The 25,123-nt window shown below is 69.7% G+C and carries 25 protein-coding genes and 3 tRNA genes; 14 read left to right on the top strand and 14 right to left on the bottom strand.

Annotated features, from left to right (window positions below):
• Positions 1 to 2: 2 nt before the first annotated feature.
• The 3 genes from ACFQU4_RS21400 to ACFQU4_RS21390 all read right to left on the bottom strand — a co-directional run bounded on the left by ACFQU4_RS21400 (position 3) and on the right by ACFQU4_RS21390 (position 4,598).
• Complete coding sequence (locus ACFQU4_RS21400; RefSeq protein ID WP_377495695.1) at positions 3 to 1,685, bottom strand: ABC transporter substrate-binding protein; 1,683 nt, start codon at positions 1,683 to 1,685, stop codon at positions 3 to 5.
• Positions 1,682 to 2,794, bottom strand: coding sequence for a LacI family DNA-binding transcriptional regulator (locus tag ACFQU4_RS21395; protein WP_377495693.1), 1,113 nt, complete (start codon positions 2,792 to 2,794; stop codon positions 1,682 to 1,684). Before ACFQU4_RS21395 ends, ACFQU4_RS21400 begins: the two co-directional genes overlap by 4 nt.
• Before the next feature lie 181 nt (positions 2,795 to 2,975).
• Positions 2,976 to 4,598, bottom strand: coding sequence for an alkaline phosphatase D family protein (locus ACFQU4_RS21390; protein ID WP_377495691.1), 1,623 nt, complete (start codon positions 4,596 to 4,598; stop codon positions 2,976 to 2,978).
• A 244-nt stretch (positions 4,599 to 4,842) separates the two neighbouring features.
• Between ACFQU4_RS21390 and ACFQU4_RS21385 the strand changes: the two genes are divergently transcribed.
• The 3 genes from ACFQU4_RS21385 (at position 4,843) to ACFQU4_RS21375 (ending at position 6,718) form a co-directional block, all read left to right on the top strand.
• Positions 4,843 to 4,924, top strand: a tRNA-Tyr gene (locus ACFQU4_RS21385).
• Between the two features lie 103 nt (positions 4,925 to 5,027).
• Entirely contained in the window at positions 5,028 to 5,606 is a 579-nt protein-coding gene (locus ACFQU4_RS21380) for a DinB family protein (RefSeq protein ID WP_377495689.1), read from the top strand.
• A 101-nt stretch (positions 5,607 to 5,707) separates the two neighbouring features.
• Entirely contained in the window at positions 5,708 to 6,718 is a 1,011-nt protein-coding gene (locus ACFQU4_RS21375; protein ID WP_377495687.1) for a phosphotransferase enzyme family protein, read from the top strand.
• Positions 6,719 to 6,735: 17 nt separating this feature from the next.
• Here ACFQU4_RS21375 and ACFQU4_RS21370 read toward each other — a convergent pair whose 3' ends face one another.
• From ACFQU4_RS21370 to ACFQU4_RS21360, 3 genes are read right to left on the bottom strand one after another with little or no spacing between them, the layout of a single operon-like run.
• Positions 6,736 to 7,416 carry a Pr6Pr family membrane protein gene (locus ACFQU4_RS21370; protein ID WP_377495685.1) on the bottom strand — a complete coding sequence of 227 codons (681 nt, stop codon included), beginning with the start codon at positions 7,414 to 7,416 and terminating at the stop codon, positions 6,736 to 6,738.
• 7 nt (positions 7,417 to 7,423) lie between these two features.
• Positions 7,424 to 7,909 carry a GNAT family N-acetyltransferase gene (locus ACFQU4_RS21365; RefSeq protein WP_377495683.1) on the bottom strand — a complete coding sequence of 162 codons (486 nt, stop codon included), beginning with the start codon at positions 7,907 to 7,909 and terminating at the stop codon, positions 7,424 to 7,426.
• A gap of 45 nt (positions 7,910 to 7,954) precedes the next feature.
• Positions 7,955 to 8,587 (bottom strand): dihydrofolate reductase family protein, encoded by a 633-nt coding sequence (locus ACFQU4_RS21360; RefSeq protein WP_377495681.1) that lies wholly within the window; start codon positions 8,585 to 8,587, stop codon positions 7,955 to 7,957.
• A 151-nt stretch (positions 8,588 to 8,738) separates the two neighbouring features.
• On the opposite strand from ACFQU4_RS21360, the gene ACFQU4_RS21355 reads away from it, so the two are divergent.
• Complete coding sequence (locus tag ACFQU4_RS21355) at positions 8,739 to 9,332, top strand: class I SAM-dependent methyltransferase (protein WP_377495679.1); 594 nt, start codon at positions 8,739 to 8,741, stop codon at positions 9,330 to 9,332.
• A gap of 33 nt (positions 9,333 to 9,365) precedes the next feature.
• Here the strand turns inward: ACFQU4_RS21355 and ACFQU4_RS21350 are convergent, their stop codons facing one another.
• Together ACFQU4_RS21350 and ACFQU4_RS21345 are read right to left on the bottom strand one after the other, a co-directional pair.
• Positions 9,366 to 10,586 carry an MFS transporter gene (locus ACFQU4_RS21350; RefSeq protein WP_377495677.1) on the bottom strand — a complete coding sequence of 407 codons (1,221 nt, stop codon included), beginning with the start codon at positions 10,584 to 10,586 and terminating at the stop codon, positions 9,366 to 9,368.
• A 67-nt stretch (positions 10,587 to 10,653) separates the two neighbouring features.
• Positions 10,654 to 11,133, bottom strand: a complete 480-nt coding sequence (locus ACFQU4_RS21345; protein ID WP_377495675.1) for an NUDIX hydrolase — start codon at positions 11,131 to 11,133, stop codon at positions 10,654 to 10,656.
• Positions 11,134 to 11,179: 46 nt separating this feature from the next.
• Between ACFQU4_RS21345 and ACFQU4_RS21340 the strand changes: the two genes are divergently transcribed.
• Entirely contained in the window at positions 11,180 to 11,890 is a 711-nt protein-coding gene (locus tag ACFQU4_RS21340) for an alpha/beta fold hydrolase (protein ID WP_377495673.1), read from the top strand.
• Here ACFQU4_RS21340 and ACFQU4_RS21335 read toward each other — a convergent pair.
• Positions 11,869 to 12,837 carry a helix-turn-helix transcriptional regulator gene (locus tag ACFQU4_RS21335; protein WP_377495671.1) on the bottom strand — a complete coding sequence of 323 codons (969 nt, stop codon included), beginning with the start codon at positions 12,835 to 12,837 and terminating at the stop codon, positions 11,869 to 11,871. The two genes, ACFQU4_RS21340 and ACFQU4_RS21335, sit on opposite strands and share 22 nt — an antisense overlap.
• Before the next feature lie 106 nt (positions 12,838 to 12,943).
• On the opposite strand from ACFQU4_RS21335, the gene ACFQU4_RS21330 reads away from it, so the two are divergent.
• On the top strand, positions 12,944 to 13,498 hold the full coding sequence (locus tag ACFQU4_RS21330) for a DinB family protein (protein WP_377495669.1): 555 nt from the start codon (positions 12,944 to 12,946) through the stop codon (positions 13,496 to 13,498).
• Positions 13,499 to 13,591: 93 nt separating this feature from the next.
• On the top strand, positions 13,592 to 14,431 hold the full coding sequence (locus tag ACFQU4_RS21325; RefSeq protein ID WP_377495667.1) for a Gfo/Idh/MocA family oxidoreductase: 840 nt from the start codon (positions 13,592 to 13,594) through the stop codon (positions 14,429 to 14,431).
• Here ACFQU4_RS21325 and ACFQU4_RS21320 read toward each other — a convergent pair.
• A complete protein-coding gene (locus tag ACFQU4_RS21320) occupies positions 14,428 to 15,843 on the bottom strand; it encodes a hypothetical protein (protein ID WP_377495665.1) in 1,416 nt (471 codons plus the stop codon). The two genes, ACFQU4_RS21325 and ACFQU4_RS21320, sit on opposite strands and share 4 nt — an antisense overlap.
• A gap of 63 nt (positions 15,844 to 15,906) precedes the next feature.
• On the opposite strand from ACFQU4_RS21320, the gene ACFQU4_RS21315 reads away from it, so the two are divergent.
• Both ACFQU4_RS21315 and ACFQU4_RS21310 read left to right on the top strand, forming a co-directional pair.
• A complete protein-coding gene (locus ACFQU4_RS21315; protein WP_377495663.1) occupies positions 15,907 to 16,929 on the top strand; it encodes a 2-dehydropantoate 2-reductase in 1,023 nt (340 codons plus the stop codon).
• Between the two features lie 630 nt (positions 16,930 to 17,559).
• The gene (locus ACFQU4_RS21310) at positions 17,560 to 17,967 is read left to right on the top strand and encodes an HIT family protein (protein ID WP_377495661.1); all 408 of its coding nucleotides are present in this window, start codon (positions 17,560 to 17,562) and stop codon (positions 17,965 to 17,967) included.
• Between the two features lie 25 nt (positions 17,968 to 17,992).
• Here the strand turns inward: ACFQU4_RS21310 and ACFQU4_RS21305 are convergent, their stop codons facing one another.
• A complete protein-coding gene (locus tag ACFQU4_RS21305) occupies positions 17,993 to 19,375 on the bottom strand; it encodes an MFS transporter (protein WP_377495659.1) in 1,383 nt (460 codons plus the stop codon).
• 90 nt (positions 19,376 to 19,465) lie between these two features.
• Here ACFQU4_RS21305 and ACFQU4_RS21300 point away from each other — a divergent pair, with 90 nt between their 5' ends.
• The gene (locus ACFQU4_RS21300; RefSeq protein WP_377495656.1) at positions 19,466 to 20,059 is read left to right on the top strand and encodes a TetR/AcrR family transcriptional regulator; all 594 of its coding nucleotides are present in this window, start codon (positions 19,466 to 19,468) and stop codon (positions 20,057 to 20,059) included.
• On the opposite strand, the gene ACFQU4_RS21295 is transcribed toward ACFQU4_RS21300, so the two are convergent.
• Entirely contained in the window at positions 20,052 to 21,011 is a 960-nt protein-coding gene (locus tag ACFQU4_RS21295; RefSeq protein ID WP_377495653.1) for a hypothetical protein, read from the bottom strand. The two genes, ACFQU4_RS21300 and ACFQU4_RS21295, sit on opposite strands and share 8 nt — an antisense overlap.
• A gap of 194 nt (positions 21,012 to 21,205) precedes the next feature.
• Between ACFQU4_RS21295 and ACFQU4_RS21290 the strand changes: the two genes are divergently transcribed.
• Entirely contained in the window at positions 21,206 to 22,021 is an 816-nt protein-coding gene (locus ACFQU4_RS21290; protein ID WP_377495650.1) for a phytanoyl-CoA dioxygenase family protein, read from the top strand.
• On the opposite strand, the gene ACFQU4_RS21285 is transcribed toward ACFQU4_RS21290, so the two are convergent.
• Together ACFQU4_RS21285 and ACFQU4_RS21280 are read right to left on the bottom strand one after the other, a co-directional pair.
• Positions 21,988 to 22,746, bottom strand: coding sequence for a class I SAM-dependent methyltransferase (locus ACFQU4_RS21285; RefSeq protein ID WP_377495648.1), 759 nt, complete (start codon positions 22,744 to 22,746; stop codon positions 21,988 to 21,990). The two genes, ACFQU4_RS21290 and ACFQU4_RS21285, sit on opposite strands and share 34 nt — an antisense overlap.
• A 19-nt stretch (positions 22,747 to 22,765) precedes the next feature.
• Complete coding sequence (locus ACFQU4_RS21280) at positions 22,766 to 24,145, bottom strand: DHA2 family efflux MFS transporter permease subunit (RefSeq protein WP_377495646.1); 1,380 nt, start codon at positions 24,143 to 24,145, stop codon at positions 22,766 to 22,768.
• 62 nt (positions 24,146 to 24,207) lie between these two features.
• Between ACFQU4_RS21280 and ACFQU4_RS21275 the strand changes: the two genes are divergently transcribed.
• The 3 genes from ACFQU4_RS21275 (at position 24,208) to ACFQU4_RS21265 (ending at position 25,119) form a co-directional block, all read left to right on the top strand.
• The gene (locus ACFQU4_RS21275; RefSeq protein ID WP_377495644.1) at positions 24,208 to 24,837 is read left to right on the top strand and encodes a TetR/AcrR family transcriptional regulator; all 630 of its coding nucleotides are present in this window, start codon (positions 24,208 to 24,210) and stop codon (positions 24,835 to 24,837) included.
• Positions 24,838 to 24,929: 92 nt separating this feature from the next.
• Positions 24,930 to 25,002 (top strand) — tRNA-Thr (locus ACFQU4_RS21270).
• Positions 25,003 to 25,045: 43 nt separating this feature from the next.
• A tRNA-Met gene (locus tag ACFQU4_RS21265) sits at positions 25,046 to 25,119 on the top strand.
• Positions 25,120 to 25,123 lie beyond the last annotated feature (4 nt).

Genomic DNA, 25,123 nt, shown 5'->3' with positions numbered 1-25,123 from the left:
AATTACTGCTTGGGCCGCAGCTTGGGGATGACCAAGATCAGATCGGTCGGGTACGGGTTCTCCTCGGACGGCCAGCCGGTCGCCTTGTCCAGCCGGTAGTCCAGCCGGCCCGGCGCGTAGTTCAACGCGATGTAGGGGAAGTCGGTCATGTAGACGTCGATCAACTTCTCCACGCCGGACTTCAGCACGGCCGGGTCGGTGGTCTGATCAAGGTCCTTGAGCAGCTGGTCGACCTCGGGGTTGCGGTAGCGCGCGTTGTTCGGCTTGACCTCCTTGCCGTCGGCGATCTGGCTGGAGGCGATCCGGGAACCAAGATCACGATTGCGCTGGCAGCCGCCGTGGATGTATTCGAGCAGGAAGTCGAAGTCGCCGGTCTTCTTCTTGGAGTCGACTGCGGGCGGGTCGGTGGCGACCATCTTGATGTCGATGCCGAGCGCCTTCCAGTTGCGGACCACGGTGTCGACCAGCGCGATGTAGTCGATCCAGCCGGCCTGCACGCTGAACGACAGCGCCAGCGGCTTGCCGTCCTTGTCCAGCCGCTTGCCGTCCGGGCCGAGCTTGTAGCCGGCCGCGTCGAGCAGCTGCTTGGCCTTCTCGGGGTCGTACGCGATCTTGCCGCCGTCGGCCTTGTACTTCTCCGGCAGGTCCGCCTCCTGCATCGGCAGCTTCAGCATGGTCTGGCTGGCCGGGTCCATCACGCCGTAGGTGGCCTTCTGGGTGGCCTCCTCCTTGTTGGTCCCGTACGCCAGCGCCTCGCGGAACTTCGGGTCGCCGGTCACCTTGCCCTCGGCGTTCGGCACGACGACGGTGGTGCCGGCCGGGGCGTAGTAGTAGTCGACCTTGCCCTCCAGCTTGACCGACTTCTCCGGGTTCGGGATGTCGCCCTTGTAGAGATCAAGACCGCCGTCGCGGAGTTTCAGCGCCGCCGCGTTGGTGTCGTCGAACTTGCCCTCCAGCCGGAGCTTCTCGATCTTGATGTCGGCGGCGCCCCAGTAGTTCGGGTTGCGGTCCAGCACCAGCGAACGGCCGTTGAAGTTGTTCACCGTGAAGGGCCCGGTGCCGACCGGCTCCTTGTCGACGTACTTCGTGATGTCGCCGACCGACTCGTAGATGTGCTTGGGGAAGATGTACATCTTGCCGCCGATGATCTCGTCGATCTTGAGCGGCGCGGGCCCGGCGAACGTCACCGTGACCTTGTTGCCGTCGGCGGTCACGCCGGTGGCCGGGGCGCCGAGGATGTCCTTCCAGATGCCGGCGGTGTCGGCGGCCGGATACTTCTTGCGGGCTTCGAGATTCCAGACCACGTCGTCGGCCGTGAACGGGGTCCCGTCGCTCCACGTCACGCCCTCCCGGAGCGTGATCACCAGCGTCTTCGGGTCGGTCCACTCGTAGCCGGTGGCGAGCAGCGGCTCCGCCTCACAGGTGAAGGTGTTCCGGAACATCAGCGTCTGGTAGATCCAGGTGACGGTCATGTTGTTCGGCGCCAGCGGGTTGTAGTTGGCGAGCGCCGCCGAGGTGATGTTGCCGGCGATCTCGGTCGGCAGGATCAGCTCGGGGATCATGGCTTCGCTGCCCTGCGAGGCGGGGCCGCCGGGAGCCGGTTGGTCACGGCCGATGTTGGCGCACCCGGTCAGGGTGAGGGCGAAGGCGGTCAGGGTTCCGGCGACGACGCGGGACAGTTTCATGATCTTTTCCTCTTCGGTTCTGACGCGGCGGTGCGTCGGGTCTGGCGCGGCCGGCGGGCGGTGCCGGCTTGTTCCTGCGGGCTGTCGAGGGACAGGAAGTTCCGCGGCGGACAGCCGCAGGAGGCTCGGATGATCAACTCGGTGGGCAGCTGGTGCGGCTCACCGACCGGGGTCCCGGCGAGCCGGTCGCGCAGCACCTCCGCGGCGCGGGCGCCCATCTCGCGGACCGGCTGCCGGACGGTGGTGAGTCCCGGCTCGACGTACCGGGCGGTGGGCACGTCGTCCCAGCCGACCACGGCCAGCTCGTCCGGGATGCTGAGACCGCGGAGCCGGAGTCCGTACATGATCGACAGCGCCAGTTCGTCGTTGGCGCAGACCAGCGCGTCGATTCCTGCCCGGCGGCGGAAGATCTTGTCCACCATCGCGAGGCCGATCGCCTCGTTGGCGCCGTGGGTCAGCAGCGGTGCCTTGGGCCGTACGCCGAGCTCGGCGTGGGCGGCCTGGAACCCGTCGAACCGGGCCCGGACGTCCGCGGCGCCGTCCGGCTCCCCGACGAACAACAGGTCGCGGCGACCATGATCGACGAGCAGGTGCCGGGTCAGTTCGGCCGCGTGGGTGGTGCTCTCGCTGATCACCAGATCCGAACCGGGCAACGGAAACATGCCGACCAGGACGGTCGGCAGCGCGTTGATGATCTTGGCCTGGGTCGCCTCGTCGGCGGCGCTCGGCGCGATCATGACGCCGTCCACCCGGCCCCGCAGGTTGGTCAGCATCGCGGCGGCGTCGAGGTCCGGGGTCGAGGTGACCACGATGACGCTCTCGTCCGCGGTGGACGCGACGGCCTCGAAGCCCATCAGCAGCTCGGAGTAGTACGGCCCGGTGGTGTCGCTCATCAGCACCGCATAGGCCCGATGGCGCTTGCTGGCCAGGCTGCGGGCCGAGTTCTGCGGCGCGTAGTCCAGCTCGGCCGCCGCCGCCATCACCTTGTCCCGGGTCTTCACCGAGGCCGTGTCGACGCCGCGGAGCACCCGCGACACGGTGGCGATCGACACCCCCGCGCGCTGCGCGACGGAATAGATCGTCGCCGCTTCCGGCCCGCGGTCGGCCATGTCGATTCACCCCCTCGTGAGACTGTAAGCGCTTACAGTACAGGAGGGGGTCGGGAGATGGGAAGCCCACAACGGTCCCCGAGCGTGCCCTGAGCCACGCGCGGACGTGCCCTGAGCCTGTCGAAGGGCCGAGCCAGGTGGCCCCTTCGACAGGCTCAGGGAACGATGACTTCTGCGGTGATCAGGAGATCGGCTTGCCGTCCTCGATGCCCGCGATCCCGCCGCGGCCCGCCTCGACGGAAAGGCTTGCCCTGGTGGAGATCGGGGCGCCTTCGGTGGTCACCTGCGGCACCACCCGGTAGTCGACGGTCAGGGCGTCGCGACGCACCCGTACCCGCTGATAGCCGCGCTGCACGTTGCCGAACTTCACGTGCGGGTTCTCGGCCATCCAGATCCGGGCCCGGTTGTCCAGGTCGGTGCCGTCGCCGCCCGAGCTGATCGACGTGCCGAGGAACTCGGTGCCGACGGTGAAGGAGTTCTGGTCGCGGAAGTCGAGCTTCAGGTCGGCGGCGGCGCTGCGGTGGGCGTCGCCGGTGATCACCACGAAGTTCTTCACGCCGCGATCGGCGATCCGTTCGTAGAGCCGCTGCCGGGCGCCGGCGTAGCCCATCCAGTTGTCGCTCCCGTACGAGACGCCGTCGCCCTCGGTGCCGTCGGCGTCGAAGGTGACCGACTGGTTCCCGATGATCTTCCAGGTGGCCGGCGTCTTGGACAGTGCGGAGATCAGCCAGTCCTCCTGGCGATCACCGAGGATCGTCCGGGTCGGATCCCAACGGGCGGGGCAGTCGCCGGGGCACGGCTCCACCTGGTCGGCCCGATATTGCCGGGTGTCGATCAGGTCGAAGTCGATCAAGAAACCGTACGGAAGCCTGCGGTACAACTGCATGTCCGGGCCCTTCGGCATCGCACTGCGCCGGAACGGCAGGTGCTCCCAGTAGGCCTGGTAGGCGGCGGCCCGCCGGGCCAGGAACACGGCCGGGTCCTGGTCCGGCTCGGTGTCGATCTGGCTGATCGCGTCGGCGTAGTTGTTCTCGACCTCATGATCATCGGGTACGGCGACCCATGGCGCGCTGGCGTGCGCGGCCTGCAACTGCGGATCCGTCTTGTACTGCGCGTGCCGTACCCGATAGTCGGCGAGGCTGAAGATCTCCGCCGCCGGCAGGTGCGACCGGCCGGGCAGCTCGGACGCCCCGACCCCCTCGTAGATGTAGTCGCCGAGATGGGCCACAAGATCAAGTTGCTCGGCAGCCAGATGCTCGTAGGCGTTGAAGAAACCGGCCGGCAGGTTCTGGCAGGAGACGAAGGCGAACGTCATCTCCCGGTTGTGATGCCCGGCCGGCGGTGCCGTCTTGGTGCGGCCGGTCATGCTCACGTACCGCTCGGCGCGGAAGCGGTACCAGTATTCGCGGCTGGGCTGGAGCCCGCGGAGCTCGACGTGCACACTGTGCGCGCGCTCGGGCTGGGCGTCGATCCGGCCACGCTGGGCGATCCGGCGGAAGTCCGGGTCCAGCGCGACCTCCCACTCGACCTCGACCGGCCGTGACGGCATGTCGCCCAGGCCGTCCGCGGCGGTCGGCTGGACGGCCAGCCGGGTCCACAGCACGACGCCGTCCGGCGCCGGTTCGCCCGACGCGACGCCGAGCGTGAAGGGGTCGGCCGGAAGCGGCTTCGCGGCCGCGGTGCTGGTCCAGGCGACACTCGAAGTGGCCACGACGGCGACGCCGCCGAGGCCGAGCAGTCCGCGCCGGCTGAGGCTGCGCGGGGTGGAAGTGGGCAGGGGAGCGGGGGATTCGGTGGCTGACACGGTCACTCCTGCGGGTGCGGCGGTGCTGGCACTCGCCAGTACGTCAGCCGTGTGTGAGGTCCACGTGACGCGAGCCCGAAGTCGGGCGGTCCGGTCGGCAACCGGACGCGGCAGACTGCCGTACCACTGGGCTCAGAGCGACGCAGTGATGGCGCCCGGGTTACCCGCCGCCCACCAGCGGACAACCGCTTTGGGCGTCAGGCGAATCTGTTGCTATTGTTCTCACCGCTGACCTGGTCAGCACGGCAGGTTGCCCGAGTGGCCAAAGGGAGCGGACTGTAAATCCGTCGGCTTCGCCTACGTTGGTTCGAATCCAACACCTGCCACACCCGTAGAAACGGCCTCTCACTAGGACTTGCGCCTGGGGGAGGCCGTTTCGCGTTTGATCATGTCGGCAGGTTGTCGGTGGTGCTTGCGAGGGTTGGCCGCATGAAGGAGATTCTGTGGTCAGCGCTGCGAGGGAACCGTGACGCGTTCCTGTGGAAGCTGGAGAGCCTGGGCGAGTACGACCTGCGCAGACCGATGACGCGGACCGGGACGAACCTGCTCGGAGTGATGAAGCACGTCGCGGCCGAGGAGTACGGCTACCTCGGGGAGGTCTTCGGGCGTCCGGCTCCGGAGCGGCTGGCCTGCTTCGAGGACGGAACGGTCTGGGAGGGCGGCGACATGTGGGCGACGCCGGATGAGAGCGCCGAGTACATCAATGGGTTCTACCGACGCGCCAGTGCGCACGCGGACGAGACGATCCGGACGCTGGACCTGGACTCCCCCGGATCGGTTCCGTGGTGGAACGAGGGTGATCGAGAGACGACGCTGGGCGCGATCCTGGCCATGATGATCAGCGAGACCTCGCGCCATCTGGGACAGGTCGACATCGTGCGCGAGCTGATCGACGGCGCTGCCGGAGGCCGCCGCGACGCGACCGGGCTGCCCGACTCAGACGGTTGGGACTGGGACGCCTGGGTGGCCCGGCTGGAGACTGCCGCGCGCACGGCCGCTGACCGCTGACACGCTGTCGGTCATCCGGATCGTCGACATCGCCACTCCGAACCAAGATCACCAGCAAAATCTGACCTGCGTGGCGACTCGTCGTGGACCAGGATGGGCACGTGGTGACTCCTGATCTGCGGTCCGCGCTGCAGCACTTCGACCTTGGCGAACCGCTCGATCCGCCGGTCCCGGTGGCCGAGGCCTGGTCGAACGAGGTCTTCCGGGTGATCACTGGGCGGGGCGACTTCGCGGTGAAGTTGTTTCCGCCCAACCTGTCGCCGGCCCGGCGCCAGGTCCTGATCACGGCGATCGGCTTCGAGCAACAAGCGCTGGCGTCGGGCATCGGTGGGCCGGCGCCGGTGCTGAGCCACGACGGGCAGATCCTCGCCGACCTTCCGGTCGGGTCTGGTGTCCGGACGGCGCGGTGCCACTCTTGGGTGCCCGGAACGCCGGCCTCGCAGCTCGTCGGGAGCGACGGACTAGCGGCCTCGGCGGGGAGGGTGCTGGGTCGGCTCCATGCGAAGCAGGTGCCGGGTGGCGATACGTCCCAACTTCAGGGACCCGACCAAGATCGTTGGGAGCACGGGGTTGTGGCCAGCCGGGCAGCCGGAGTGCCCTGGGCCGACGAGATGGCCGCGATCACCCCGCTCGTTCAGCGGCTGGCCGACCAGCTCGAGGTCCTTCGTCAGCAACGCCGGCCGATGCAGGTCAGCCATCGCGACTTCGATCCCAAGAACGGGGTCGTGGACCATGACGGCCAGTTGATCATCACCGACTGGGACTACGCCGGGCCGGTCGTCGCGGGCGTCGAGCTGGTGACGGCGGCCGCCTCCTTCGTACGTACGGAAGGGCAGCTCGGTGAGTTCGCGGAGGCGTACCGCGCCGCCGGCGGCACCGCCGACCCGGCCGACGAACTGGCTCTCGGCATCGAGGTGGCCGAGCTCGACTGGATCCTCCGCAACGTCGAGGCGGTCGTCGCGCATGGCCTCGGGCCGGCTACGGATCAGTACCGGACGGCCGCGGAGTTGATCACCTCGTTCGCCGGCGAGCTCGACGATCTTGTGTCCTGGTCCCGTCGGCTCGGCTCTTTTCTTGATCAACTCGGGCGTGGTGCGTTCCGCAAACCGTGAGCCGGGTCCCGGTGGGCTCAGCGATTCAGCGCGGGCAGCCGGTCGAGGAAGCGGAAGATCACGGCGAGCACGCCGGCGGCGACCAGGATGGCGAGGATGTTGCGGAGTGCGGTCGGGAAGCCGAGCTCGCCGACGTTGAGGAACGGGTACGGATACCAGTTGGTGATCGCCCCGTGGATCAAGGTGTACGCGATCCAGGCGACCGGCCAGACGAAGGCGCCGGCGACCGTACCCCAGGTGATCCGCGGCCGCGGCCCGGCGACCAGCCAGCAGGCGAGGAACAGCCACGGGCTGAGGTAGTGCAACAGGAACGTCGCGGTGAAGGCGATCCCTTCGAGGTGGACCAGCGGCGCCAGGATCGCGGCGTACACGATCCCGGTCGTCACGATGCCGAGCAGGGAATCCAGCCGGACGATCCGCCAGATCCGGCCGTCCCGCGCGGGCCGCAGGGCGACCAGAATGGCGACGACGAGGACGACGATGTTGCTCTGGATGGTGAAGTAGCTGAAGAACTGCACCAGCCTGGTCCCGAGCGGGACCCTGCCGCTGTCGGAGCCGGAGTTCACGTCGCGGCCGCCGGAGAACAGCAGACCGAGCTGGATCACCAGCCCCGCCGCCGCGACGGCCGCCGCGAGGGCGTGACTCCAGCGGGCCACGACGCGTTGATCGCCGACGGTGTCGACGGGTGCCGAGATCATGGAACCATCATGGCGGAGTCGAGTCGTCGGACAGGGTGCGACACATCAGCAGGCAGAGGCATCGGTAGCGAGAGATCGTCCCGTCGGCGTCTTCCTGGTCCCACTCCGCGGCCTCGGTGCCGAACTCCTGATAGCCGAGACGCCGGTACAACCGGATGGCGGCTTCGTTGGTGTCCTCGACCCCGAGTGTGGCCCGGTCGCAACCATGATCACGAATCACCTGCTCGGCCCGGTGGACCAGCCGAGTCCCGATTCCCTGCCCACGCAGGCTTTCGACGACATCGAACTGGAACAGGCTGCCGGCGCCGGGCTGCTCGTCGTACCGGATGCCGATCTTGCCGACGATCCGCCCCGTGGGCAGTACGGCAGCCAGGTAGTCGCCCGACTTCTCCAGCGCGTCGATCAGGTGCCGGCGTTGCAGCTCGGTGCGGGCCCAGCCGTCGACGTCGTCGAGGCGGAACGTTCTGATCTCGAGATCCTCGATGCCGGACATGATCAAGGACTTTGCCAGGACGACCGCCTCGACACAATCGAGATTTCAGCGCTTCCGGGTGAAGGTCAGGTGGGTGACCCGGCTCGGGGTGGAGACGGCTTCGATGTCGTACTTCTCCTCGATGGCTTCCAGCCCGTCCCACAGCCGGACGCCGCGGCCGAGCAGCATCGGCACCTGGACCACGTGCAGGTGATCAACGAGGTCCGCGTTGACGAAGTCACGGACGACCGTGGGGCCGCCGCCGATCCGTACGTCCAGACCGCCGGCCGCCGCCCGGGCCTGCTCGAGGGCCTCGGCAGGTGAGGCGTCGAGGAAGTGGAACGTCGTACCGCCCTCCATCTCGATCGACGGCCGCGGCCGATGGGTGAGCACGAAGGTCGGCGTGTGGAAGGGCGGATTGGGACCCCAGGCACCCCGGTAGTCGGGATCGTCCTGCCAGTTGGGCGGACCGAACTTGCCGGCGCCCATGATCTCGGCCCCGATCCCGGGACCGTGCCGTTCCGCGAACGCGTTGTCGGCGCCGATGCTGCCGCCCGCGCCCTGCCAGGACTGGGTCGCGAACATCCATTCGTGCAGCCGTTCGCCGGCGTGGCCGAAGGGTGCGTCGACGGCCTGGCCGGCGCCGGTCGCGAAACCGTCGATGGAGATCGAGAAGTTGTGCACGCGTACTGCGGACATGGGAGTGGTCCTTTCGGATGACCTGTCGATAGTTCCGATCCTGAGCCCCAGACGGCATGACGTCCAATGCCAATATCCCGAGCCAAACATCAGGAATCTTGATCTGTCGCCGATCGGCCGGGTTGTCAGTGCGGTACGACAGCATGGCGGGATGACGGATGAACTGAGCGTGCTGTGGGACCGCGAGGCTCCGAAGTTCGACGATGCTGCTGATCATGGTCTGAGCGATCCCGAGGTCCGTGCCGCCTGGCGCGAACTGCTGGTGCCGCTGATCGGGCCGGAGCCGCAACGCGTCGCTGATCTCGGCTGCGGTACGGGCAGTCTGGCGATCCTGCTGGCCGAAGCGGGACACCAGGTCACCGGAATCGACTTCTCGCCGGAGATGATCAAGCGGTCCCGGTCCAAGATCGGATCGCTCACCCCGGCACCGGAATTCCTGGTCGGGGACGCGTCGGAGCCGCCGCTGCCGCCCGGGGCGTACGACGTCGTGCTCGCCCGGCACGTGCTGTGGGCGATGCCCAACCCGCCGACGGCGTTGGCGAACTGGATCCGGCTGCTCGCCCCGGAGGGCCGGTTGATCTTGATCGAGGGCAACTGGTCCACCGGGGCCGGACTGACCGCCGACGCCTGTGCCCAGTTGGTACGGGAGCAGGGCCGCGACCTGGAGCTGCGCAGGCTGGACGATCCGGCTTACTGGGGTGGCCCGATCACGGACGAGCGCTACCTGGTGCACAGCCCTCGCTGAACCACCGAGTTGATCATGATCGACCAAGGATGATCATGGCCGGACCGGCGCCGCCCGGCAGCGGTGCTCGGCCAGCCTGCGCCGCCGGCGGGCACTCGGCGGACAGAACGGGGCCGCCAGTGCCACGACGACGGCCGCGCCCACGAGTGCGGGACCATAGCCGAACCGGTCGGCGCCGATACCGGCCAGGGCCGGCCCGATCAGCGTGCCGAGGGTGACGGCCACGTTGACGGCCGCCAGACCGGCGACCGGATGCTCGGCGAAGACCCGGGAGCTCCAGATCCCCTGGACGGCCAGGGTTCCGTTGTAGAAGACGCCGAAGAGGATCGCGGCCGCCGTGGCGGTGGCCAGGTGGCCGAGGGCGAGACCGAGCAGGGCGACCGCTCCGGCCAGCAGCAGGCAGCTGATCAGGTACCCGCGACGTAGTCCCCACCGGCCCAGCGCGCTGCCGCCGGCCGTGGCCAGGATGCCGGCCGCGCCGCAGACGGCATAGACGATCCGGGCGGCGGCCGGATCATGGCCGGCTTCGCGCAGCGCGTCGACGCAGAACGCCCACCAGACCGCGCTGCCCAGGCCCAGCAGGACCGCCGAGACCAGCAACGGCCGAGACTTCGGACAGACGAACCAACTCGGACTCAACTGCGGCATCCGGGCCGAGCCGCTCTCCTTGCGTGGCGCCAGCAGGACGGCGGCGACTCCGACGCCGACCGCGACCACGACGAAGGTCGCCCAGACCAGCCGCCAGCGGTCGCCGGCCACGATCGCGACCGGGCCGGCCAGCGCGACGCCCCACCCGGTACCCGAACTGATCGCCGGCCACACCCGGTCCCGCCGGCGCGGCTCGACCCGGGTCGCGACCAGGCCCGAGTACGGCGGCAGGGCGAGCCCGGAGGCCGCCCCCGCGACCAGCACGCCGACGGTCAGCACCGCGGGATTCGCGGCGACCGCCATGATCATCATGCCGCCGGCCGCGAGCGCCGCGGCCAGGCCGATGGTGGCCCTGGCTCCGTACCGCTTCATCAGGACGACCACGGCCACGTTCGCGAACAGGTACGCGGCATAGGTCGCGGAGGCGATCAGGCCGGCCAGCCCCTCACTCAGGGCGAACTCCGACCGCAGCTCCGGCAACAGCAGGCCGTAGCCGTACCGGGCCAGTCCGAAGGTGACCGCGATCAGGGCCACTCCGGGCAGCAGGGTCCGCCCCGTGGCCTCGTAGCCTTCGGTCCCGCGCGAGCGAAGTCCGGACGTCGTCACGGTTTCCCTCTACCCGATCGCCGGCGTCCTCACGCCCGCAGGCGAGCGGAAATCGGACCGGTCGCGGTCAGAATCCCGACAGCGGGATCGGGGTCGCGGGCGTCCCGGTCCGGATCAGGTCCTTGATCAACCCGGGCAGACCGCGCGGCGAGAAGGTCACCTCGGCCGCGGCGATCTCGTCCGGGGTCCACCACCGGATCTCGTGGACGCCCTCGTCGGCGAGCTGCTCGGCGGTCAGGCCCGGGACCGGCTGGAACGGCGCGGTGCGGATCAGATGGACATGATCGATCTGGCCGTCCCAGCGGCTCATCGGGAAGATCGCCGTCTTGGTCCAGATCTCGGGCCCGAGCGCGTCGAGGGTCAGGCCGGTCTCCTCCAGCAGCTCCCGCTGCAACGCGGCGAGCCTGGTCTCGTCACCCTCCATGCCGCCGCCCGGGACGGCCCAGAAGCCGTCCGCCGGATCGACACCTTCCCACCAGAACCGGACCAGCAGCACCCGGTCGGCCGGGTCGACGATCAGGGCACGTACGGCCTCGCGCAGTCTCATCCGATGATCCGCTCCTTTGTCAGTGGCAGGAACTAGCCTGCCTCAGGTGGGTAGCGCGAGGGACGACGGCCTGCGGCGGCTCGAGGTCGACGGCGCCACGGTCGCGTACCGCTCGGCCGGGGCCGGGCCGGCCATCGTCCTGATCAAGAACAACCGCCGCCCGCTCGACTTCGGCCCGGTGGCGTTGCTCACCGACCGGTTCCGGGTGCTGCAGGTGCAGCCGGTCGGGTTCGGGGCCAGCGACCGGCCGGAGGAGTACGCGTTCGGCTCGATCGACCGGCAGGTGCTCGCCGTCCTCGATCACGAGGGGGTGGACCGCTTCGTCGCGTGGGGCTTCTCGCAGATGGCCTTCATGGCGGCGATGGCGGCGCGGGGCAACGACCGGGCCTGCGGGCTGATTGTCGGTGGCACCTCGCTGATCGGGTTCCCGACCGACGCCACGATGCGCCGGTTGGAACGGGAGCCGCGGCTGCCCAAGGCTGCACTGGAGTTCTGGCGGGCCAGCCGCAGGTTCGACTGGCATCTCGAGCTGCGCGACCTGGGCAAGCCGGTGTTGATCTACGTCGGTACGGCGGACCCCGGCTGGCCCAGATTTCGCAAGTTCGGGCCGGTGTTGCGCGGCTGTGGCTGCGACTGCCTCGACCTTCCCGATCTTGATCATCAGACCTCGGGTCCCGGCGACACCGGTCCGGGCCGGGCGATGACCGTGTCGGCGGTGACGGCGTGGATCGATGATCAGTTTCCGTCCGGCTGGTAGGCCGGGACCGCGGCGAACCGCTCGGACCAGTTCCGGAGTACGGCGAGCAGCTCGGGGGAGTTGCAGCTCAGAATCTCCGCCCCGGCCAGGCCGAGCGCGCAGGCGGCCCACTCCAGGGAGTCGGCGCTGAGTACGATCCGGCAACGGTGATCATCGAGCGGCGTCGCGTCGGCCCATTCGCCGATGATCTTGCGGATCGTGTCTGCGTCGCCGGCCAGCTCGGCGGTGATCTTGTGCTGGCCGGCGCGGCGTCGACCCGCCTCGACGAAGGCCGCTGCATCGCCGCCCGGCACCTGCCGTGGCGCGAACCGTTTGCCGGTCCGTTCGGGGTGTTGCAGTCGGTCCAGCCGGAAGCTGCGCCAGGCGCCGCGATCGAGGTCGTACCCGACGAGGTACCAGCTGCGGCCGATCTGGACCAGCTGCGCCGGATCGACCCGGCGCGCACCCGACCGGCCATCGGCGGTGCGGTAGCCGAAGGTGACCCGCTCGTCGTCGCGGCAGGCCTGAGCGAGCACGACCAGCGTCTCCGGATCGGTGCTGGCCGGCGCGCCCCAGCTCGGCGCGACCGTCGCCGACCGGACCGCCTCGACCCGGCGGCGCAGCCGGCCCGGCATCACCTGGATCACCTTCGCCAGCACGCGTACGGACGCCTCGGCGATCCCGGTCAGCGAACCGTGCGCGGCCGCATGCAGCCCGACCGCGAGCGCGACCGCCTCCTCGTCGTCCAGCACCAGCGGCGGCAGTGACGCCCCGGGCGCGAGCTGGTAGCCGCCGCCGACGCCGCGATCGGCCTGCACCGGGTAGCCGAGATCACGCAGCCGGTCCACGTCGCGCCGCAGCGTCCGTACCGAGACGTCGAGCCGGTCCGCCAGTTCCTCGCCGGACCAATAGCGGTGCGTCTGCAGCAGCGACAGCAGCCGGAGGGTTCGCGAACTCGTGTTGGCCATGTCCCCAGGATTCTCGCAATTGAGGACAGAAAGTGGCAACTATCGTTCGTAGTGTCGTTGGTGAGCCCGGAGGGAACGGCCCGAGGGAAGTTCGGAAGGAAACACCATGACCGCAACGATCGACACCACCGCCACCGCGATCCTGTCCGGCGAGCAGCGGGACCTCCTCGACGCCCTGGCCAAGGCCCGGTTCTTCCTCCGGTTCACCGCGCGGGAGCTGACCGACGACCAGGCTCGGACGCGCAGCACCGCCAGCGAACTGACCATCGGCGGACTGATCAAGCACGTCACCCATGTGGAGCAGAACTGGGCGACCTTCATCGTCGAAGGCCCGGAGTCGATGCAGTCCAACGACAAGGACTTCACGGACTGGACCGAGGAGGACTACGCGGAGTTCGCCGACAGCTTCCGGCTGACCGAGACCGAGACCCTGGCGGGTGCGCTGGCCGCCTACGAGGAGGTCGCCGCGCGGACCGACGCGCTGCTCCGCGAGCTGCCGTCGCTGGACGCGATCCAGCAGCTGCCGAAGGCGCCCTGGTTCACCGACACCGAGTGGTCGGCCCGGCGGGTCTTCGTCCACATCGTCGCGGAGACGACCCAGCACTCGGGCCACGCCGACATCATCCGCGAGTCCATCGACGGCTCGAAGTCGATGGGCTGATGATCACCGGTCGGCCAGGGCCGGTAGGGTCCATGATCGAAAGGCTCCGGTCGTGACCCGATCGGCTCGAGCCGTCCGGACGAGGGGGACCCGATGAAGCTGGGCTTCGTTGATCATCATCTGGCCAACTACCACGCCGACGTCTTCCTGAAGCTGCTGCGCTCGACGTACGCGGACCGCGGGGTCGACCTGATCGCGTACGAGTCGGACCCGGCGTCGGGAGACGACTGGTGCGACCGCAACCAGGTGGCGCGGGCCGAGTCGGTCGGCGAGGTCGTCGACCGGTCCGACGCGATCCTGATCTTGGCGCCGGACAACCTCGACGCTCACGCCCGGTTCGCGGAGCAGGTGCTGCCGGCCGGCAAGCCGGTGGTGTTCGACAAGCTGCTGGCCGACCGGGTCGTGGACGCCCGGATGATCATCGAGCGTGCCGACCGGCACGGCACGCCGATCTTCAGCAGTTCGGCCTTGCGGTACGCGGCCGAACTGGCCGACGCCCCGTCCGGCGGGCCGATCGAGTCCGGCTTCGCGCGCGGCTACGGCGCCTGGGCGGGGTACGGGATCCACACGCTGGCCGTAGCCACCCGGGTCGGCGGGTTCGGGGTCCGCCGGGTGATCGACACCGGCACGGCCGAGGACCGCAACGTCACCCTGGACTACGGGAGCCACCGGATCACGGTCGACTGCCACAGCGGGGCGAACGCCGGCGACGTCCTGGGCTGGAGCGCCGGGTATCGGGTCGGCGGCGAGTGGCGGACCGCGACCGTCACCGACTACCCCGGCATCTACCGCCGGACCCTCGGCGTCTATCTCGACTTCTGCGCCGGGGTGACGCCCGATCAGACGCCGCAGCAGGCCGGGGAACTGGTCGAGGTACATGCCGCCGCGGACCGCTCGCTGGCTGCCGGCGGCAGTTGGATCGAGCTCCGCTAGCCGGTCCGCCCGGCCTTGATCAACTCGGCCATGATCAGTCCGAGCTGTTCGGTCAGTGCGTCCTCGAAGTCGAGCGTGCCGTCGGTGTAGCCGCTGGCGGCGTGGGTCAGTTCGTGCAGCAGATCGCCGCAGTAGTCGGCCGGCGCGGCGAGCCGATCCCGGCGGATCACGATGCGGCGCTCGGCCGGATCGTAGAGCCCGTAGATCGTCCGCCCGCTGTCGGACAATCGCATCGTCTCCGAGATCAGGATCTCGTCGACCCCGATCCGGGCCGGCTCGACTCCGGCGGCGTCGATGATCAACTCCGTGAGCCCGTACACGCTGGACTCGGCGGGCGTCAGGTCCGCGGGATCGACGAACTGGAAGGAGAAGCTGTCGTTCCAGACCTCGCGGTACGCGTCCAGGTCGAGCATCGGCCGGCCCTCGAGGTCCTGCAGCTTGTTGATCTTGCCGGCCAGGTCGTCGGGGACCAGCACCAGCCGGTAACCCTCCTCCTGGGCGTACTCGATCTGCGGACCGCCGAAGGCGAGCTGGCCGGCGGTGACGAAGACGACCTGCTCGTGGCTCGCCAGCACCCGGCAGGCGTGCAGCTTGATCTCGGTCCAGGCCAGCTCGTCGTGCATGCCGCCGGCGCGGTAGTTCTCCAGATCGCCGGCGAGCGGCCGGGCGACCTCGGCCGACGTGCACTGCTTGAGGATCGCCTGGACCCGGTCCGTGTAGGCGCCCCGGCCGACGTTGCTGCGCTCCCGGTTCAGGGCCTGGCGCAGGCTCTTGGTCAGGCTCGTGATGTTGTACGAGAACAGGAAGTTCTCCTCCTGGGCGACCAGCAGTCCCTTCACGTAGAGGTTCGCCGGCTGCCCGTCCGGCCGGGCCAGCACCTGGCCGTAGCGGGTCTGTTCCAGCAGTTGGTCGCCGCTGTAGCGCAGGAAGTAGCGCTGGGCGGCCGCAACCTCGTCATCGGTCACTCCGCGCAAGCTGATCATGGTGCCCGGCTCGTCGGGCCGGGCCGGTGCGGTGACGCCGGCGTGCAGCGTCCGGATGTCCGGGAAGCCTTCCTTGGCGCGGAGCGACGTGCTGAGATCGCCGTACGGTGAGCTGATCATGACCTCGACCCCGCGCCGGTGGAAGACCGCGAGGGCGTCCTTGAGGCCCATGCCGAACTGGCCGATCACGTCGTCGTGGCGCCGCTTCTCGGGGTTCTCGTTCTGGGTCAGGTGCTGGTAGCGGACGCCGCGGCCGAAGTCGCGGATCAGCCAGGCGTCGCCGTCCTTGCTGATCACCGGATCCGCGGTGCCGGTGATCGCCTGCTCGTCGAGGGCGTTCGCGATCAGCTCCCGGATCGCGAACGACGTCGGCCAGTGCTCCAGCACCTCCTCGATGTTGAGGTCGAAGTAGCCGACCGGCTGGTCCATCAGCCACTCCCTTCGGCGTTCCGCGTCTTCGTCCATGGTGCCCGATCGACGTACGGTGCCTCCATGACCGTGTGCGTGTACGGAGCGGGGAGCATCGGCTGCACCCTCGGCGGTCGGCTCGCCGCGGCCGGAGTGCCGGTGACGCTGGTCGGCCGGCCGCGGATCGCCGCCGAGGTTGCGGACCATGGGCTGGTGATCACCGATCTGGCGGGCGGAACGTGGCGGGCGGCGCCGGCTGACGTACCGGTGACGACAGAGCCGGGCGCACCCTCCGGGACGGACCTGGTGCTGGTGACGGTGAAGTCCGCGGCGACGGCCGGCGCGGCCGCCGAACTCGCCCCGACCCTCGCCCCGGACGCCGTGGTGATCAGTTTCCAGAACGGCCTGGGCCAGGCCGACGTACTCCGGGCCGCGCTGCCCGGTCGCACCGTGCTGGCCGGGATGGTCCCGTTCAACGTCGTGCACCGGGGCGACGGCCGGTTCCACATCGCCACCTCCGGCGGCCTCGAGGTGCAGACCGACCCGGCTCTGGCGCCCCATCGCGACGCGTTCCGGCGGGCCGGCCTCGCCCTGCGCGAGCACGCCGACCTGAAGCCGGTCCAGTGGGCCAAGCTGCTGCTCAATCTCAACAACGCGATCAACGCCCTGTCCGGGCTGCCCTTGCGGACCGAACTGTCCGATCGGCGGTTCCGGCGCTGCCTGGCGCTGGCCATGGCGGAGGCGATCCGGCTGCTGCGCCGGGCCGGTCAGCCGGTCGCCCGACTGACCCCGCTGCCGCCGTCCTGGCTGCCCCGCCTGATCGCCGCGCCGGACCCGGTGTTCAGCCGCCTCGCCGGTTCCATGATCAGGATCGACCCCTCAGCGCGCTCGTCGATGCTCGATGATCTTGACCTCGGCCGGCCGACCGAGGTCGACGACCTGAACGGCGAGGTAGTGCGCCTCGCCCGTCACCTCGGCCTGGACGCGCCGGCCAACCAGCGCCTGGTCGACCTGGTCCGGGCCGCCGAGTCCGGCGGCCGCCGGACCTGGTCCGGCGCCGACCTGCACGCCGACCTGACCGCAACCGCCCACCCTCGGGCTTCCTGAGCCGGCCAGTTCCGGGGCGCGACCCGCCGCGAAGTGGCGGTCCCTCCGCTCGCCCCGGTTCGACCTCAGCCGCGACCCTTCCTCGCGTCCGCGACTGTTGCAACGGTCGCGGAGGCGAGGAATGTTCGCGCCCGTGGATGGGGTTTAGGGCGGGCCTCGGGGCCCGGATCGTCTCCGGGCTTGCGCATGGTGCAGTTTCGGATCTCCAGGCTCGGCCGGAACCGTTGATCACGTCCGCGACTGCCGTAGCGGTCGCGGGTGCGGATGCGGATGCGGATGCTAGGAGGGTTCGCGGACCTGGACGGCTTTCACCGGTCCGTCGATCTGGAACGCCTCCGGGCTTGCGCATGCGGGATCTTCCGATCTCCAGGATCAGCCGCGACCATTCCTCGCATCCGCGACCGTTGCGGCGGTCGCGGATGCAAGGAACGTTCGCGGATTCGTCGGGACTTCGGACGGGCACCTCGACCTGGATCGGCTCCGGGCTTGCGCTGGCGGCGTCATCCGAGCCGCGACAGTTCCTCGCGTCCGCGACTGTTGCAGTGGCCGCGGATGAGAGGAGGAGTCGCGGATCCGGTGGGGCGACGCGCGGGGTCGCGATCATGGAGGATCGAGGGAGAGGAGGGTGGGATGAGGGAGTGTCCGATCTGCCGGAAGCACCGGGGCGAGGGTGAGCTGGTGGGTCCCGTGATCTACGTGGACGAGGTGATCCATGTGGCTCATCGGGCGTCGGGCTCCTTGGGGTACGTCTTCATCGAGCCACGTCGCCACGTGGCGTCGCCGGCTGAGCTCACCGACGCGGAGGCCAGTGCGATCGGCGTCGCCCGGAGCCGCCTGGCGCGGGCGCTCGAGGCCGAGCTGGACGTCTTGGCCGTCCATGCCTTCGTGGCCGGGCTCGCGGTGCCCCACCTGCACGAGCACGTCTTCGTACGGCATCGCGGCACCCCGGACGACGCACCGTGGTGGCCGCCGTGGCCCGGCACACCGGAAGGCGATCTCGATGATCTTGTCGCGCGGCTGCGCCGGCACCTCGGGTGAGGTGCCGGCGCGCTGCGGTGCTTGATCAAGCGACCTTCCGCGGCGTCAGCAGGAGGAAGGCGCCGGCCGCGACCACGGCCACGATGGCCCCGGTCAGGAAGCCGCGGCCGAAGCCGTCGGCCGAGGTGCCGGCGATGCTGGCCGCCGCCATGCTGGACACGACCGCCGCGCCGAGCGACGCTCCGAACTCGTGGAACGTGCTGACGATGCCCGAGGCGAGGCCGGCCTGCTCCGGCTCGACCTGGCCCAGCGCGGTCGCCGAGGCGACCACGAACAGGGTCCCGGTGCCGGCCGCGGCGACCGCCACTCCGATCACCAGCGCGACGGTGCCGGGTACGAACGCCGGCAGGGCCATGCCGGCAGCCGCGACCAGCAGCCCGGTCAGGCCGAGGGTCCGGGTTCCGGCCCGGCCGAGCAGCCGGCCGGTGAGCTGGGCGCTGGCCATGGTGGCCAGGGCGACCGGCAGGAAGAGCAGGCCGGTGATTAGGGGGTTGAAGCCGCTGTAGTCCTGCAGGTAGAAGGTGCCCAGGAAGAAGACCATGATCATCAGGGCCGTCGCGACCATGATCAGCAGGGTGCCGGTCGCCACCGGCCGGCGGACCAGCAGCCGGATGTCCATCAGCGGGCTCGGGGTGCGCAGCTGCCGTACCGTGAAGATCACGTAGAGCACGGCGGACGCGACGATCAGGCCGATCGTGGTCGGCGTCACCCAGCCGTGATCACCTGCCCGGATGAGTGCGAAGATCAGCGCGCCGGTGGCCACGGTGACCAGGGCGGCACCGATCAGGTCGAGTCGGCCACGGGTCGCCGGCCGTGGCCGCGCCGGCAGCTGCTGGCGGAGCAGGACGAGCAGGATCACGCCGACCGGCACGTTGATGAAGAAGACCCAGGGCCAGCCGGGTCCGGCGGTGAGCAGGCCGCCGAGCAGGACGCCGAGCGCGGCGCCGCTGCCGCCCAGGGCCGACCAGATGCCGAGCGCCTTGTTGCGTTCCTCGCCGTCGAAGATCGTCACGACCAGGGACAGCGCGGCGGGTGACAGGATCGCCGCGGCGACGCCCTGGCCGACCCGGCCGGCGAGCAGCATCGGACCGGAGACGGCGAGTCCCGCGGTCAGCGACGCGGCCGCGAACAGGCCGAGCCCGATCAGGACGAGCCGCTTGGCGCCGAACAGGTCGGCGGCCCGGCCGCCGAGCAGCAGCAGTCCGCCGAACGCGAGGGTGTAGCCGCTGACCACCCAGGTCAGGGTCTCCCGGGCCAGCCCGAGATCGGTACCCACGTGGGGAAGTGCGATCGCCACCACGGTCACGTCGAGGATCAGCATCAGTTGCGCGATGCCGACCATCCACAGGATCCGCCAGCGATGCGGAAGCGCCCCGGATCCGGCCGGGGCGGAGGCCAGTTGAGTCATCGGAACTCCTTAAGTCGTACATCGGTGTTCAGGTTACGTACGATAGCATAACCCGAACACCAGTGTTCAAGTTAGTGAGGCGAGAATCCGATGGCGAGTACCCAGGCACAGCGGACCAGGTCGCTCCGGGCGGATGCGCAGCAGAACGTGGAGCGGATCCTCGAGGCGGCGATTTCCTGTCTGGGAACGAATCCCGAGGCGAGCATGGCCGAGATCGCCAAGGCTGCGGGCGTCGGACGGGTCACCCTCTACGGGCACTTCCCGTCTCGCGAGGTGCTGGTCGAAGCGGCCCTGACCCGGCTACTGGAGCGGGGTGAGGAGGCGCTGCGCGGGATCGAGTTGACCGCCGACCCGCGCGATGTCCTCGCGGCGCTGGTCGAGTCGAGCTGGCTGCTCACCGCACAGGCCGGCTCGGTGCTGGTGGCGGCGCAGGCGCTGCTGCCGCCGGGCCGCGTGCACGAGATGCACGCCGAGCCCGAACGCCGCCTGATCGAGTTGATCAAGCGCGGTCAGTCCGAGGGGGTGTTCCGGAAGGATCTTCCGGCGTCCTGGCTGGCCAACGTCGTGCACTACCTGATGAAGGGCGCCGCCGCCGACGTCTCGGCGGGCCGGCTGGAGCGGTCCGCGGTGCCGGGCCTGATCGCGGCGACCATGGACGGAGTGGTGCAGCCCCGCTTCACCTGAGCGGTACGTCGAACCAGCCGCCGATGTCGATTCTTCCGGCGGCCAGCGCACCCCGCCGGGAGCCGACGTTGTCGGCGTGGATGGTGCCGATCAGCACCTGGTCGTCGCCGGGCAGCGTCCGGGCCAGGAGGGTGCTCAGCGCACCGCCGCGGCGCCGGCCGCGGGCGGCTTCGTTCAGGACGATTTCCTGCACGGTGTAGCCGGGTAAACCGAGCTTTCCCTCTGCTGCGACGCCGACGTAGCCGATCCAGGCGTCGTCGGCGACCACGTCGAACAGGAGTCCGGCCTTGATCAACGCCTGCAGCCGGTCCCGGTCGGCGATCCTGGCCTGCCGCGGGTGGTGCGGGAACCGGGCGTCCACGGCCGCATAGGCCGCCTCGGCCTCGGCGTAGTGGTCCAGCGCGGTCGCCGGCTGCAGCCGCAGTCCGTCCGGTACGTCAGCATCGCGAAGCCGGCGAAGCGGTGCCGCCAGGAACCGCTTGTCGCCCGCGGCGCCCGGGAAATGATCATGGTCCTCGGCGCTCCAGATCCTGAGGTAGAGCGGGTTCAGATCCCCAAAGGTCTGCCGCGCCGCCTTCGTCAGCGGATCAAGATCATCGACGGTGACCGCACGGCTGAGCGCCGAGGCGTCGACGAATGGGAGCCGGGGGTCGCCACCCTCGTAACGCATGCTCAGCATCACCATCAGGTCGGGCGTCGCCGGCAGCCAGCGGTTCAACATCACCTCGATCGGGCGGTCCGGGGCGAACCGGTCCCGGCGGAGTGTTGCGACCTCCAGGTCCGTGGCGAGCATGAGATCGTCCTCGTGCTCGACGGCGAGGCCGGCGAGCCGTACCTGATCGTCGGCCCAGCCGGACGTGATCGGGTGCTGCTGCGCCAGGCTGAACCTGGCCAGCGTCATCGGGTCGGGAAGTGCCTCCACGCGGTCAGGGTAGCCCGCCTCGATGATCATGGCGAAAACCTTTGGCGCAACGGGTTCGCCCGGAGTTACGCTCGTGGGGACAGACCTGCCCCGGGCAGCGCCGCAGTCTTGGACGCACCCGGAGCCAGGAGCCCCGGACGGGTTTCAGCACGCCCGTCCGGCGGCCCAGGCTCCGGGTGCGTTCGTGTTTTCCGGGTAGGGAGACCGCATACAGGAGGGACCGCATGATCACCGGCGATCAACGTGACGAGTTCCGGCGGACCGGCCTGCTCCGGCTGCCCGGGGCGATCGAGCGACCGGCGACCCGGGCGATGGTGGACCGGATCTGGGAACACCTCGGCCGGGAGCACGGAATGCAACCGGACCGACCGGAGACCTGGTCGGTCACCAGGCCGACCGGACTCCGGCCCGTCACCGGTCGGCCGGAATTCCGCGAGCTCGGCAGCCCGGCGATCCGAGCCGCCTTCGACGGCCTGCTCGGCGCCGGCCGGTGGACGCCACCGCGTCGTTGGGGCCGCCTGCTGATCACCTTCCCCGGGCCCTCGGCTGATCCCTGGACGGTGCCACAGGAGGTGTGGCACAACGACTTCACGCCGCTCACCGGAACCCCGGACCCGCGCGCCGTGCAACTGTTCGTGATCTTGGACGACCTGGCACCGCGCGGTGGCGGCACGTTGGTGCTGACCGGATCGCACCGCCTGGTGGGTCCGCTGATCCGGGACTCCGAGGACGGTCCGCACCCGCGGCGGCTCCGGGACCGGCTCGGCCGGGACCGCTGGTTGCGCGAACTGTGGCGGCCCGCCCTCGACGAGCCGGCACCGGACCGGATCCGCCGGTTCATGATCGACGGCGGCACCGTCGGTGACGTCGACCTTCGCGTCGTCGAACTGACCGGTGCCGCCGGCGACGCGTACCTGGTGCACTGCGACACCTTCCACTGCATCGCGCCGAACCGTGGCGCCGTGCCGAGGATCATGGCCACCACCATGATCGGGCACGAGCGTGATCAAGACCCGGCGAGCCGCCCGCGGATCGAATAGAGCGCCGGCAGGCCGAGCGCTCCCGGCACCTGATCATCGGCCGGGTGTTCGTGCAGGAAGTCGATCATGATGCCGGCCTCGGCCAGCGCGCTCACCACGGCGCCGACCGGATGGACCCATTCGTGGGTCTTCCGGTGCGTCAGGCCCACGTCGCGGACCGCGTACGACGCGTCGGCCTCGACCACGTTCGGCGCACCGCCGAAGTAGCTTCCGGTCAAGCGGAAGCCGGGATCGTGTTCCTCCAGCACCATGGCCAGCGGATGTACGTCGAGCAGGTAGAAGACCCCGCCCGGTTGGAGCAGCCGGGCGCAGGTCCGGGCCCAGGCCGCGAGATCGCTGACCCACATCAGGACTCCGCGGGTGGTGAACACGATGTCGTAGCGGGAGCCCAGCGTCTCGGCGGCGGTGAGGACGTCGGACTGGACGAAGGTGGCCGGGATCCCCGTCCTGGCCGAGAGTTCGCGGGCGATCTTGAGCGACTCCTCGGACAGGTCGACCCCGGTCACCTCGGCGCCGCGGTACGCCAGCGCCAGCGAGTCCAGGCCGATGTGACACTGCAGGTGGCAGAGCGAGCGTCCGGAGACCTCGCCGAGCTCACCGCGCTCCGGCTCGGCCAGTCGGTCCGGATGCGCCACGAAGCGTTCCACCGCGTAGAACTCCGACGTGGCGTGGTGCGGCGCGACCTCGTCCCAGAACGCCTGGTTGGTCAGGGTGAACTCGTCCATACCCGTCATGCTGTCATGATCAGCCGGTGGGCCGCCCGGGTAATAGTCGGGTCGCCACCAGGGCGATCAGCTGGGCGGCGGCGAGCAGGGCGTAGATCAGCGAATAGCCGATCGGGCCGAGCTCGGTGATCACGCCGACCACCGTGACGCCGACCGAGGCGGCGAGCTGGACCACGATGAACAGGGTCGCGGTCGCCTGGGCGGTGGACTCCGCCGGCACCACCCGGAACACGCTGGCGAACGACGGAGCCGCGACGAAGCCGAACGACAGCCCGATGATGATCATGAGGCCGAGCAGCACCGGCACCGGAGCGAACGCGTTGATCATCGCGAAGGCGGCCAGTCCGGCCACGGTCACCGCTGCGCCGGTCCGGGCCAGCACCCGCGGCCCTGTCCGGTCGCTGATCCGGCCGCCGTTGGACATCGAGACGATCAGCCCGATCCCGAGCGCGCAGACGAACAGCCCGCGGGCGATGCCCTGCAATCCGTGCAATTGCTCCGCGTACAAGGGCAGTCCGATCACCTGGGAGAACATGGTGAACCCGACGGTCGCCATCACGATCAGGCTGCCGACGAAGCCGCGGTGCCGCAGCAGTCGCAGGTCGAGCACTGGCGTCCGGGCCGTGGTCCGGGAGTGCCGGACGTAGCCGGCCAGCAGCAGCACCCCGACCGCGGCCAGCGTGACCGAGATCCAGGCCGGAGTGCCGGCGCCGGCCCGGTTCAGGGCGAGCAGCAGGGCGACGAAGCCGAGCGGGAGCAAGATCAGCCCGACCAGGTCGATCGGTCCGCGGGAGCTCTCGACCGGGCGGTCGCGCGGCAGCAGCCGTACGGTCGCGAGGAAGACGATCAGACCGAGCGGCACATTGATCAGGAAGATCATCCGCCACCACGGGTCGGCGTCCAGGGCGGAGCCGAACAGCGGGCCGAGGATCGGTGCGACGTTGATGATCATGGACAAGGTGCCCATCACGCGGCCGACCAGCGGTGCCGGTGCGTTCCGGGCGGTGAGCGTCAGTGCGGACGGCTCCAGCAACCCGCCACCGAATCCCTGCAGCACCCGGAACGCGATCAGGGCACCGATCGACCAGGCGAACCCGGCCAGGATCGAGCCGGCGACGAACCCGGCCAACCCGATCAGGAACACCGTGCGACCGCCGTACCGGTCGGCCGCCCAGCCGGCCAACGGCTGGGCCAGGCCGGCGCTGATCAGGTAGCCGACGGTGACCCAGATGACGGTGTCCACACCGGCGTCGAAGGTCGTGCCGAGCGTGGTCAGCGAAGCGGCGACGGCGGTTCCGTCGAGGACGGCCATCAGGGCGGCGGCCGCGAGGGCGACCACGATCAGCGTCGTCGTGCGGTCGAGGCGGGTCGGCGCCTCCCGTACGGAATCTACTGTCATGGCAAGGAAACTAAACTAAACCGAGTAGTAACGTCAATCACGCGATGCGGTACAGTGAGGTCATGGCAACGGCGGCTCCGACACAGACGACGCGCGGCCTGGGCAAGCGACAGGCGATCCTCGACGCTGCCGCCGAGCTGTTCGCGGACGAGGGCTACGCGCGGGCCAGCATCGACGCGATCGCGTCCCGGGCCGGCGTCTCCAAGCCGACCGTGTACAGCCACTTCGGCAACAAGGAGCAGCTGTTCCGGGAGTCGCTGGCGGAGAGCGCGCGGCAGATCAACGAGCAGTCCTATGCGGCGGCGATCGCCCTCGACGTCGGGACGGGCTGGGAGGAGAGCCTGCACGAGGTCGCGGAGCAGCTGGTCGAATGCCAGCGCAGCACCTGTGCCAGCTCGCTGCAGCGCCAGCTGTACGCCGAGATCAACCGGGATCCGGAGGTGTTCGCGATCGTCCGGTCCCGCGGCGCGGAGCCGATGATCGAGGCGCTGGCCGGCCGGCTGGCCATGCTGGCCAACGCCGGGCACCTCGAACTCGACGACCCGCAGCTCGCGGCCAAACAGTTCTTCGCCCTGATCGGAGCCGAGATGCCGGAGCTCACCCGGCTCGGCACCGATCGCGGCGACGATCGGGTGGTCCGGGCCTCGGTCCAGGCCGGGGTGTACGCCTTCCTGCGCGCGTATCGGGCCTGAATCCGCGACGGTCGGATCGGATTCGCGCTGAACGCCGGTGGGTGTGTATCTTTGTGCGTCGGCGCCGGGTGATCGGCGCCGTTGCAGGACCTGCCCCTATAGCTCAGTAGGCAGAGCGTCTCCATGGTAAGGAGAAGGTCTGCGGTTCGATTCCGCATGGGGGCTCGGGAGTCATCTCGCTGCCGTACGGTGGTGGGGTGAGCACCGTGGCGGGGTAGCTCAGTTGGTGAGAGCGCACGACTCATAATCGTGAGGTCGCGGGTTCGAATCCCGCCCCCGCTACCCA

The organism is Microlunatus sp. GCM10028923, assembly GCF_042666975.1.
Lineage (GTDB): Bacteria > Actinomycetota > Actinomycetes > Propionibacteriales > Propionibacteriaceae > Microlunatus.
This window is presented reverse-complemented; position numbering and strand designations above follow the sequence as displayed.

What these genes read in the sequence shown, in the direction of transcription:
- ACFQU4_RS21400 (WP_377495695.1), bottom strand. Translation starts at nt 1,685, where the DNA reads ATGAAACTGTCCCGCGTCGTCGCCGGAACCCTGACCGCCTTCGCCCTC.
- ACFQU4_RS21395 (WP_377495693.1), bottom strand. Translation starts at nt 2,794, where the DNA reads ATGGCCGACCGCGGGCCGGAAGCGGCGACGATCTATTCCGTCGCGCAG.
- ACFQU4_RS21380 (WP_377495689.1), top strand. Translation starts at nt 5,028, where the DNA reads ATGAAGGAGATTCTGTGGTCAGCGCTGCGAGGGAACCGTGACGCGTTC.
- ACFQU4_RS21370 (WP_377495685.1), bottom strand. Translation starts at nt 7,416, where the DNA reads ATGATCTCGGCACCCGTCGACACCGTCGGCGATCAACGCGTCGTGGCC.
- ACFQU4_RS21365 (WP_377495683.1), bottom strand. Translation starts at nt 7,909, where the DNA reads ATGTCCGGCATCGAGGATCTCGAGATCAGAACGTTCCGCCTCGACGAC.
- ACFQU4_RS21360 (WP_377495681.1), bottom strand. Translation starts at nt 8,587, where the DNA reads ATGTCCGCAGTACGCGTGCACAACTTCTCGATCTCCATCGACGGTTTC.
- ACFQU4_RS21355 (WP_377495679.1), top strand. Translation starts at nt 8,739, where the DNA reads ATGACGGATGAACTGAGCGTGCTGTGGGACCGCGAGGCTCCGAAGTTC.
- ACFQU4_RS21345 (WP_377495675.1), bottom strand. Translation starts at nt 11,133, where the DNA reads ATGAGACTGCGCGAGGCCGTACGTGCCCTGATCGTCGACCCGGCCGAC.
- ACFQU4_RS21335 (WP_377495671.1), bottom strand. Translation starts at nt 12,837, where the DNA reads ATGGCCAACACGAGTTCGCGAACCCTCCGGCTGCTGTCGCTGCTGCAG.
- ACFQU4_RS21330 (WP_377495669.1), top strand. Translation starts at nt 12,944, where the DNA reads ATGACCGCAACGATCGACACCACCGCCACCGCGATCCTGTCCGGCGAG.
- ACFQU4_RS21325 (WP_377495667.1), top strand. Translation starts at nt 13,592, where the DNA reads ATGAAGCTGGGCTTCGTTGATCATCATCTGGCCAACTACCACGCCGAC.
- ACFQU4_RS21320 (WP_377495665.1), bottom strand. Translation starts at nt 15,843, where the DNA reads ATGGACCAGCCGGTCGGCTACTTCGACCTCAACATCGAGGAGGTGCTG.
- ACFQU4_RS21315 (WP_377495663.1), top strand. Translation starts at nt 15,907, where the DNA reads ATGACCGTGTGCGTGTACGGAGCGGGGAGCATCGGCTGCACCCTCGGC.
- ACFQU4_RS21310 (WP_377495661.1), top strand. Translation starts at nt 17,560, where the DNA reads ATGAGGGAGTGTCCGATCTGCCGGAAGCACCGGGGCGAGGGTGAGCTG.
- ACFQU4_RS21305 (WP_377495659.1), bottom strand. Translation starts at nt 19,375, where the DNA reads ATGACTCAACTGGCCTCCGCCCCGGCCGGATCCGGGGCGCTTCCGCAT.
- ACFQU4_RS21300 (WP_377495656.1), top strand. Translation starts at nt 19,466, where the DNA reads ATGGCGAGTACCCAGGCACAGCGGACCAGGTCGCTCCGGGCGGATGCG.
- ACFQU4_RS21295 (WP_377495653.1), bottom strand. Translation starts at nt 21,011, where the DNA reads ATGATCATCGAGGCGGGCTACCCTGACCGCGTGGAGGCACTTCCCGAC.
- ACFQU4_RS21290 (WP_377495650.1), top strand. Translation starts at nt 21,206, where the DNA reads ATGATCACCGGCGATCAACGTGACGAGTTCCGGCGGACCGGCCTGCTC.
- ACFQU4_RS21285 (WP_377495648.1), bottom strand. Translation starts at nt 22,746, where the DNA reads ATGGACGAGTTCACCCTGACCAACCAGGCGTTCTGGGACGAGGTCGCG.
- ACFQU4_RS21280 (WP_377495646.1), bottom strand. Translation starts at nt 24,145, where the DNA reads ATGACAGTAGATTCCGTACGGGAGGCGCCGACCCGCCTCGACCGCACG.
- ACFQU4_RS21275 (WP_377495644.1), top strand. Translation starts at nt 24,208, where the DNA reads ATGGCAACGGCGGCTCCGACACAGACGACGCGCGGCCTGGGCAAGCGA.